The organism is Rickettsia asembonensis (assembly GCF_000828125.2).
In the GTDB taxonomy this organism is placed as follows: Bacteria; Pseudomonadota; Alphaproteobacteria; order Rickettsiales; family Rickettsiaceae; genus Rickettsia; species Rickettsia asembonensis.
Window position 1 is genome coordinate 1 of the sequence record NZ_JWSW01000013.1, and the last position, 5,072, is coordinate 5,072.

Genomic DNA, 5,072 nt, shown 5'->3' on the forward strand with positions numbered 1-5,072 from the left:
GGACCTATTGCTGCATTATGTATTGAAGCTCAAGAGCGTCATGAAAATTATGAGAGAAGTCATTTGGATGAGCCTGGGAATTAAAATTGTAATTGATGTGTATGGCTCGAAAAACCTACTCAATGTCATCCTAGCAACGGCGGGGATCCAGAAAAATAACTTCAATATTGATATAGAAGTTACATATTTGACAAAATAAACACATAAAAAAACTTATTTTTTATGTGTTTTACTGGATTCCCGCCTATGCGGGAAAGCGTTGTTGCGTGGATATCTAATCGTCATTGCGAGGAGCGAAGCGACACGGCAATCCAGAAAAAATAATAAAAAAATTCTGTAAATCAGAATTTTTTTCTTCCTTGCTTCGTCGAATTACTACGTAATTCTTCTCGCAATGACGAAAAGCAGGTCCACGCAACAATGCCATGCGGGAATGAGATAAACGATTCATGTAACGAGATCAATCTTTACAGAGGCAACATTACAATATTAATATACCTTAAAACCTAAAGAAGTTAGAGCATTTACCGTTTCAAATAAAGGTAATCCCATAACATTTGAATATGAGCCGGAAATAAATGAGATAAAAGCTTCTGTATAACCGGAAATTTTACATCCGCCGGCTTTATCTATTCCCTCATCCAAAGAACAATAAAAATTAATCTCTTCATCACTTAATTTTTTGAACTTAACAATAGTCTGAACTATTTTTTGTCTAACTGTAAGCTGATCATTCTCTTTTTTGATAATACATAAACCGGTATAGACGCGATGACGACGTCCTGATAACATCTTAATACAATTCTTGACTTCTTCATAAGTAGTAGCTTTCGGCAATATTCTTCTACCTACTGCCGCTACGGTATCGGCAGCTATAATTATAGCGGATTCCTCTATTTGAGATGCAACTTTTATAGCTTTTTCGTAAGCAAGTCTTATGGCTAAGGGAGCGGGTAATTCACGCAAATTAGGTGTTTCATCTATATCTGCCGGAATAATTTGTGAAGGGATAATTTTGATTCTGTTTAGTAACTCAATTCTTGCAGGAGAGCTTGATGCTAATATAATCGGTAGTTTTTTTTTGTTCTGCTTCATACTTATAAAGACTAGTAACGATGAATCACACGCCCTTTAGTTAAATCATAAGGAGTCATTTCTACCGTAACTTTATCTCCTAGTAATATTCTGATACGATTTTTACGCATCCTACCGGAAGTATGAGCAATAATTACATGATCATTCTCAAGCTTTACTCTAAAAGTAGCATTAGGTAAAAGTTCAAGTACTGTACCTGTAAACTGAATGAGGTCGTCTTTTGACATTATAATTTATGTTTTTATGGTCGGGGCGGAGAGATTCGAACTCCCGACCCTCTGGTCCCAAACCAGATGCGCTACCAGGCTGCGCTACGCCCCGAGAATTAATTATGTCTATACTATATACTCTATTATTCGTAGCAAATCAATTTGTTTATGCAAAAATTTATAGATTTTACCTAGAAAAAGCGATTTTGTTTATATCTTTAAATATCATTGTGTCATTCCTGCGGTTTGTTATATGGTCTTGATGTCATTCTTAGCTAAAAGCGGGAATCCAGAAAAAAAGTATACATACAGAAAATTTTTGAAATTAAAAGCTCGATTTATGCTGGATTCCTGCTTTCGCAGGAATGACATCGGTATCCACGCAACAAGGCCTCATCGCAATGATAGTGACGGTTTGGGTATTCCTTTCTATACAAAAATTAATAAAATTTTGCTGTTTTTATTAAAGGACTAAAATAAATAGGTTTTATCCTTGTATTTCTTAAGTTTTATATACGATTTACCGAATTTCTATAAAAAATACATAAAGTTTAATTTATTTTAAACAAGAAAAAGTAGCTTATAGTTACTTTTTATATGTAGAAAATACTTTATTTATAGATATTTTTATAGGTATCTTAGTATTTAATTAATGCTTTTCAATTAAAAGTAATGTATTATTTATATAACAAAATTATAAGTTAGAAAAATTTTTGTTCTTTTAATAATTATTAATCATTTCATCTTATCCTCTTTTATTATTAATATTAATTAAAGTCCTGAATAAAAAATTAATTTTATTATTAACTTTTTTTAAAAGTGCCACATAGGTTCTGTGAACATCTCTAAAAAGATTTAATTTTGGTTATTTTTTGTTGCAAATTATAAGATTTTTTTGAAATATGAATAACTATTCCGGCAAAAATCTTATTAATTTTTGCTAAAAAATACCTCAAAATAGTAAATCAATTAGAAATGTTCACAGAACCTAGCGAAAATATTAAGAATTTTTATCTTAATCTCATTTACCAAAGATTTTTAAAAATCTTCCAAAATACAGAAAATTTATATTTGTTTAATGAATACTAGTCTCGAATTGATAATTTAGAAAATTAAGCCCAAATTTAGGAGATGTTATGTCAACTCAACGAAAAAATACTCTAAAAAATTTAATAAAAAAAATGTATGTTTACGACAGCTTCGGCGGCAGCAATGATACTTGCCAGTACTAGCTCTTTAGCTCTAGACAACCGGGATGTTATAGCAGATAATGCGATTTTATCTAGCGGTGTTAATTTGGATCAAAACGGCGGTAACGTTCCTTTTGTTCCCGGTTCTCTGCTTACGTTTAATAATGCAGATAGCGTTACTGCCGATGTGAATGCAATTGCCGGTATATATGTAAATGCTATCGGTCCATCGATGACTTTTCTGCATAATACAGTGGTCGGCTGTATCGTTCCGCCGAATTTACTTCTAGCAAATCACTCATTAAATATGACTATCCCAGCCGGGGTAAACGTTACTTTAAACGGCGTTGCTCCGAGTCAAGCAGTAGCTGCAGCTGCCGTAAATGCAGAGGGCGGTGCTAACCCGTTTGCTCCCGGGCTCGGCAATAACGTTCCTGCGGATACTTATTTTATTAATGATATAGATTTTCAGGGTACTAATGGACAATTAACTATTCAAGCTGCAGATAATGGAGATATAGTTTTTGCTGCGGCAACTACTGATACCACTGTTACAAACGGACTAAATGCTATTGTAAATGTTAAATCAAATCTTCAAGTAAAAGATAGTAGTTGGACAACAGAGCTTGGAAAAATCAATATTAGTGCCGGTGTTGTATATAATTATGTGAATAATGATGTTGGTCCAATTGATATAAATCCTATAGGAAATTTAGTATTTTTAGCTCCTACTTCTCGAGCTGACTTTAGTAATGAAAATGCAAATAGTGGACAGTTTTTGGCTACCGTTCCTATAACTAGCGGGGGCGCTCAGGGTTATAGTAGCGTTTCACGTATCAACCTCTGCAACGGATATTACTGCAGCCGTCGAAACTAGCCCTACCCAAAGATTTAATACCTTTATTACGGACGGTGAAAATGTAACAACTATTAGCAGTAATATTTTTGCACAAAAAATTATAATTCAGCAGGATCCGACAAAGCTAGGAGGTCAGGCACAACTTATTTGGACAACACCGCTTAATACGGGTGCCGGTGGTTTAGTACAATTTAATTCAAATTCTATATCACAATTTAACGCTAACATAACTTCCAATATGGATTTTAATGGTAAATCTGCGACTGCTATATTGAATGATGGTGTTACAGTAACCGGGGATATAGACGATATTTTAGGAGGAAATCTAGCAACCTTAAATTTTGTCGGTGGTAGTACGGTTACCGATGATGTAGGAGCTAGTCATGCGATTAATACATTAAATGTTCAAGGCGATAATACTACTCAGGTTAATTTACAGGGAAACGTTATGGTTAATAAGTTAAATTTCAGCAATACCGGGGTAGTAGTAGGAGGAGGAACATTAACTGCAACAGCAGGAGTGCAATATAATAATCTTGGGGCAACGTTAGCATTTTCTAATCCGGTGGGTGCTTATATTTTTTCAAGTCCTATTTTACAAGCAGGCAATGGGAATGTTTTAGTAGATACTACTCTTACGGCTACGGATTCTAGTATTGCTCCGGCTAAAACTATTCAAATAGGAGCAAATTTCTCTACAGCGGCTCTTACTTTAGCAGTCAATAATCCGAATTTAAATCTTTTAGCGGGAGGAAATCAAATTAATTTTGAGAGTGCTAATGCTGCTTTAGTTGTAGCTTCACCTGTCGTACAAGCCGTAACATTAGGCAGTAACTTAGACGGTTTCGCAGGCGGCGGCGGTAATGTAACCTTAAACGGCACTAATGCTTTAACCGTTCAGGGAGGATTGTTCGGTACCGTTAATAAACTAGCTTCGGTTAGCACTATAGGAACCGTTCAGGCACAAGGAGGGATTAACCTTAGCGGTATTACTACTCTTAATGTTACAGGAAATAGTAACTTTACTGATCAAACCGCTACCTCGGCAAGTGCTACTAATATAAATATCGGCGATGGGAACGGAATCGGGACATATATATTAACACCTAATAATGCAAATTTTAATATTAGTACTGCTAATATGAAATTCAATAAGGCGGGTTCAATATTAAATATTACAAGTAACGGAAATGTAACGGCTACAATGAATGGGGATTTAAATCCCGGTGCAGCGGCAAGCGGCGTGATTCAGTTAAGCTCAACCGGCGGTCTTTTAACGATAATCGGTGGAAATAATTTAGGTATTAATAACGGCAATACTTTAAATTCTATGATATTAGCCGGCAACGGTGATATCACGATTACGCTGGCAATTAATATAGCAACCCCTCTTTCTACAGGTATAGCAGGTAATTTAACTCTTACTACTGTTAACGGTCCAGTCAATTTTACGAATACTACTACGTTTGCAGTGACTAATATTACCGGAAAAACGGATTTTGTAAATAATGCCGGTATAATAAATCTTAACAATAACGGTACTTTAGCGGCAGTAACAAGTACGGGCGGCATTAACGGTACGGTTAATGTGTTAGGAGCAGGGGTTGTTACGATAAACGGAGCATCTAGTGCAACTAATCTGACAATAAATAATGCAGGTGTAGTAGCTACGGCTGCCGGTGGTTTTACCGGTAATGCTGCAGTTGGAGCCGGTCAATT

At 35.3% G+C, this 5,072-nt stretch carries 6 protein-coding genes, 1 tRNA gene and 1 pseudogene; 3 read left to right on the forward strand and 5 right to left on the reverse strand.

Going from position 1 to position 5,072, the window contains the following annotated elements:
- A pseudogene (locus SB78_RS02570) lies at positions 1-84 on the forward strand (RNA polymerase-binding protein DksA); the annotation flags it as partial.
- A gap of 190 nt (positions 85-274) precedes the next feature.
- On the opposite strand, the gene SB78_RS08765 reads toward SB78_RS02570, so the two are convergent.
- From SB78_RS08765 to SB78_RS11455, 5 genes are all read right to left on the reverse strand, one after another.
- Complete coding sequence (locus SB78_RS08765; RefSeq protein ID WP_199402713.1) at positions 275-451, reverse strand: hypothetical protein; 177 nt, start codon at positions 449-451, stop codon at positions 275-277.
- Between the two features lie 38 nt (positions 452-489).
- Positions 490-1,095, reverse strand: coding sequence for a Maf family protein (locus SB78_RS02575; RefSeq protein ID WP_041078396.1), 606 nt, complete (start codon positions 1,093-1,095; stop codon positions 490-492).
- Positions 1,096-1,106: 11 nt separating this feature from the next.
- A complete protein-coding gene (gene infA, locus SB78_RS02580; RefSeq protein WP_041078398.1) occupies positions 1,107-1,322 on the reverse strand; it encodes a translation initiation factor IF-1 in 216 nt (71 codons plus the stop codon).
- A 17-nt stretch (positions 1,323-1,339) separates the two neighbouring features.
- A tRNA-Pro gene (locus tag SB78_RS02585) sits at positions 1,340-1,416 on the reverse strand.
- 137 nt (positions 1,417-1,553) lie between these two features.
- On the reverse strand, positions 1,554-1,676 hold the full coding sequence (locus SB78_RS11455) for a hypothetical protein (protein ID WP_277813947.1): 123 nt from the start codon (positions 1,674-1,676) through the stop codon (positions 1,554-1,556).
- Positions 1,677-2,489: 813 nt separating this feature from the next.
- Between SB78_RS11455 and SB78_RS02590 the strand changes: the two genes are divergently transcribed.
- Both SB78_RS02590 and SB78_RS10005 read left to right on the forward strand, forming a co-directional pair.
- Entirely contained in the window at positions 2,490-3,371 is an 882-nt protein-coding gene (locus SB78_RS02590) for a hypothetical protein (protein ID WP_041078400.1), read from the forward strand.
- Between the two features lie 220 nt (positions 3,372-3,591).
- The coding region (locus tag SB78_RS10005) for a beta strand repeat-containing protein (RefSeq protein ID WP_041078402.1) at positions 3,592-5,072 on the forward strand (1,481 nt) is incomplete at its 3' end.